The organism is Streptomyces sparsogenes subsp. cuspidosporus (genome assembly GCF_039532705.1).
In the GTDB taxonomy this organism is placed as follows: domain Bacteria; phylum Actinomycetota; class Actinomycetes; order Streptomycetales; family Streptomycetaceae; genus Streptomyces; species Streptomyces sparsogenes.
Window position 1 is genome coordinate 1 of sequence record NZ_BAAASD010000106.1, and the last position, 3,921, is coordinate 3,921.

At 73.4% G+C, this 3,921-nt stretch carries 3 protein-coding genes and 1 pseudogene; all 4 read right to left on the reverse strand.

Annotation, left to right across the window (positions count from 1 at the left end):
* Positions 1-299 precede the first annotated feature (299 nt).
* Positions 300-2,000: a proline--tRNA ligase gene (locus tag ABFY07_RS42425; protein WP_065965255.1), complete on the reverse strand. Its 1,701-nt coding sequence runs from the start codon at positions 1,998-2,000 to the stop codon at positions 300-302.
* Positions 2,001-2,136: 136 nt separating this feature from the next.
* Positions 2,137-2,703 carry a GNAT family N-acetyltransferase gene (locus ABFY07_RS42430; protein ID WP_346179576.1) on the reverse strand — a complete coding sequence of 189 codons (567 nt, stop codon included), beginning with the start codon at positions 2,701-2,703 and terminating at the stop codon, positions 2,137-2,139.
* A 25-nt stretch (positions 2,704-2,728) separates the two neighbouring features.
* On the reverse strand, positions 2,729-3,574 hold the full coding sequence (locus tag ABFY07_RS42435; protein ID WP_346179577.1) for a GNAT family N-acetyltransferase: 846 nt from the start codon (positions 3,572-3,574) through the stop codon (positions 2,729-2,731).
* 172 nt (positions 3,575-3,746) lie between these two features.
* Positions 3,747-3,921, reverse strand: a pseudogene (locus ABFY07_RS42440) (flavodoxin-dependent (E)-4-hydroxy-3-methylbut-2-enyl-diphosphate synthase); the annotation flags it as partial.

Genomic DNA, 3,921 nt, shown 5'->3' on the forward strand with positions numbered 1-3,921 from the left:
CGTCGTGGGGGCGCGCTCGGGCCGCCGCCGGGTCCGGGCACCGGCTGACCAACCGCCGCGCACGCGGCGCCGTCTCCAGCCGCCGCAGCCGCGGGCCGCGCCCCCGGCCGGTGCTGCGGCGGCCCACCCCCGCCCGGCGGGTGGGGAAGGCGGGCGGGGGGCGTCGGCCCGCGGCCGTCACGCCCTCTCGCCCACGCCGCCTCCGTACCTGTCGTCCCGGCCCACGTCCCGTCCGGCGGCATCAGCCCGCCGCCCGCCCTGCCCGCCGGGCGGGCAGGGCGGGCCGGGGCCGTGGCTGGTCAGGCGGTGAGGCGGGCGAGGGCCTCGTCGGTGGGGAGTTCTTCGCGCTCGCCGGTGCGGCGGTCCTTGAGTTCGACCAGGCCGTCCTTCGCGCCGCGGCCGACGACCAGGATCGTCGGGACGCCGATCAGCTCGGCGTCGGTGAACTTCACGCCCGGGGAGACGCCGGCGCGGTCGTCGACCATGACGCGTACGCCCGCCGCGCCGAGCTTGTCCGCGAGGTCGAGGGCCAGCTCGGTCTGGAGCGCCTTGCCCGCGGCGACGATGTGGACGTCGGCCGGGGCGACCTCGCGGGGCCAGCAGAGGCCGGACTCGTCGTGGGTCTGCTCGGCGAGCGCGGCCACGGCGCGGGAGACGCCGATGCCGTACGAGCCCATGGTGACGCGGACGGGCTTGCCGTTCTGGCCGAGCACGTCGAGCTGGAAGGTGTCGGCGTACTTGCGGCCGAGCTGGAAGATGTGGCCGATCTCGATGGCCCGGTCCAGCTCGATGCCCGCGCCGCAGCGGGGGCAGGGGTCGCCGGGCTCGACGACCACGACGTCCAGGTACTGGTCGACCTCGAAATCCCGCCCGCAGACCACGTTGCGCGCGTGCTTGCCGGGCTTGTTGGCGCCGGTCACCCAGGCGGTGCCGGGGGCGACGCGCGGGTCGGCGAGGTAGCGGAAGGACTCGCCGGCCAGGCCCTGGGGGCCGATGTAGCCGCGCACCAGGTCGGGGCGGTCGGCGAAGTCCTCGGCGGTGACGACCTCGACCTGGGCGGGGGCGAGGTGCTCGGCGAGCTTGCCGAGGTCCACCTCGCGGTCGCCGGGGACGCCGACGGCGGTGATCTCGCCGTCGACCTTGACGAGGAGGTTCTTCAGGGTGGCGGAGGCCGGGATGTCGAGGTGCCGGGCGAGGGTCTCGATGGTGGGGGTGTCGGGGGTGTCCAGCTCCTCGACGGGGCCGTGCGCGGACCCGTCGACGGGGGTGACGGCCACCGTGACGGCCTCGGTGTTGGCCGCGTACTCGCAGTTCGGGCAGTCCACGAAGGTGTCCTCGCCGGCCGCGGCCGGGGCCAGGAACTCCTCGGAGGCCGAGCCGCCCATCGCGCCGGAGATCGCGGAGACGATGCGGTAGTCGAGGCCGAGGCGCTCGAAGATCCGCTGGTAGGCCTGGCGGTGCAGGCGGTAGGACTCGGCCAGGCCCTCGTCGGTGGTGTCGAAGGAGTACGAGTCCTTCATCTGGAACTCGCGGCCGCGCAGCACGCCGGAGCGCGGGCGGGCCTCGTCCCGGTACTTGGTCTGGATCTGGTAGAGGATCACGGGCAGGTCCTTGTAGGACGTGCACTGGTCCTTGACCGTCTGGGTGAAGATCTCCTCGTGGGTGGGGCCGAGGAGGTAGTCGGCGCCCTTGCGGTCCTTGATCCGGAACAGCAGGTCGCCGTACTCGTCCCAGCGGCCGCTGGCCTCGTAGGGCTCGCGGGGCAGCAGGGCGGGCAGGAGGACCTCCTGGCCGCCGATGGCGTCCATCTCCTCGCGGATGATCCGCGTCACGTTCTCCAGGACCTTCTTGCCGATGGGCAGCCAGGTCCAGACGCCCGCGGAGGTGCGGCGGACGTAGCCGGCGCGGACGAGCAGCTTGTGGCTGGCGGTCTCGGCATCGGCCGGGTCCTCGCGCAGCGTCTTCAACATCAACGTGGACATGCGCTGGACGTGGGCCATGGTTCTTCTCCTGCGTACGGGATGGGATGACCAGGAGATTAGCCGCTGCCGCCGCGCGCCGGGAAATGCGCCGGGGGACGGGAGGGGGACGCAGGGGGACGCCGGGGGCGCAGGGGGACGCCGCGCTCCGGGGAGGTCAGCGGCGCAGCGGGAGCGGGGCGCCCATGACCGCGTAGGGGGTCGGCGCGCTGGGGAAGAGCACCGGGCGGGCGAGGTCGCGGTAGCCGAGGGCGTGGTAGAGGTGGCGGGCCGGGCTGTCGACGTCGATCGCGGAGAGGATGGAGCGCGGCTGGGCCGCCCCGTCGGTGATGGCGGTGATCAGCGTGCGGCCGATGCCGCGCTGCTGGTAGTCGGGGTGGACGTGGAGTTCGGTGATGACGAAGGAGTCGTCCAGCCAGTCCTCGTGGCCGCGGTCGCGCAGATACGGCTCGACGATGGTGGACCACCAGTGGGTGCGGTCGTTGGGCATGCCGTAGACGAAGCCGACGAGCCGTCGGGCGCGGGTGGTGGCGCCCAGCGCGCGGGCGCCGGGGTTGGTGAGATGGCGCAGCACGATGTGGCGCCGTACGCCCGCTTCCTCGTCGGTGAGGCCGAAGGCGACCGCCTGGACGGCGAGGGCCTCGTCCACGCGCGCGGCCAGATCCAGTGGTCCGACGACGACGCCCCGCGGGTCGGGTGGTCCTTCGCCCGGTAGATGCACCATGGGCGGCACCCTACTGGGCCGTCGATCAGAACAGCACACTCATGAAGGCGCCGACCTCCTGGAAGCCGACGCGGCGGTAGGCGGCGCGGGCGGCGGTGTTGAAGTCGTTGACGTACAGGCTGGCGACGGGCGCGACCTCGCCGAGCGCGTGGCGCAGTACGGCGGCCATGCCGGTCTCCGAGAGTCCGCGGCCGCGGAATTCGGGGGCGACCCAGACGCCCTGGATCTGGCAGGCGTGGCGGGTGGCGGCCCCGATCTCGGCCTTGAAGACCACCCGGCCGTTCTCGACGCGGGCGAAGGACCGTCCGGCGCCGACGAGTTCGGCGACCCGGGCCTGGTAGAGCAGCCCGCCGTCGCCGGCGAGCGGTGAGACGCCGACCTCCTCGGTGAACATCGCCACGCACGCGGGCATGATCACGTCCATTTCGTCCTTGCGGACGCGGCGGACGTGCGGGTCGGGCGCTATGTCGGCGGGCATGGAGGTGGTGGCCATGAGCGGCTGGTGGGCGCGGACCTCGCGGGCCGGTCCCCAGCTGGGTTCGAGCAGCGACCACAGTTCGGCGGTGGTGTCGGCGGGGCCGACGATGGAGGAGCAGCGGCGGCCGGCCCTCAGGGCGCGTTCGGCGAAGCCCCGTACGGCCTCGGGGGTGGCGCAGATGGGGACGAGGTTGGCTCCGGCGTAGCAGAGCGATTCGAGCCGGCCACCGGTGTACCAGCCCCACATCTCGCCGCCGAGCCGCCAGGGGTCCAGGCCGGCGACCTGGACGCGGGCGGCGACGAAGGCGTTGGAGATCGGGTCGCGGTCGAGGACCGCGAGGGCCGCGTCGAGCTCGTGGGGCTCGAGCACCCTGGTGGTGGACGTCGTCAGCACGTGTCGGTATGCCTCACCGGTTGCGGCCGAGGGCCAGAAGATTCGATTCTCCGCACTGTACCTCGGGGGCCGTCCCGGTCACCGCCCGCGCTCCCCGGCGAGGCCGTGGCCGGGGCGCGGGCGTGGCCGGGGCGAGGCCGTGGCCGGGGCGCGGGCGGTGGGGTGGGCGGTGTCAGCCGGTGACGGAGACCTCGGGTTCGCCGGAGGCGATGCCGTCCTTCTCCATCTGTTCGGCGATCTTCATGGCCTCGTCGATCAGGGTCTCCACGATCTTCGACTCGGGCACGGTCTTGATCACCTCACCCTTGACGAAGATCTGCCCCTTCCCATTGCCCGAGGCCACCCCC

What these genes read in the sequence shown, in the direction of transcription:
- ABFY07_RS42425 (WP_065965255.1), bottom strand. Translation starts at nt 2,000, where the DNA reads ATGGCCCACGTCCAGCGCATGTCCACGTTGATGTTGAAGACGCTGCGC.
- ABFY07_RS42430 (WP_346179576.1), bottom strand. Translation starts at nt 2,703, where the DNA reads ATGGTGCATCTACCGGGCGAAGGACCACCCGACCCGCGGGGCGTCGTC.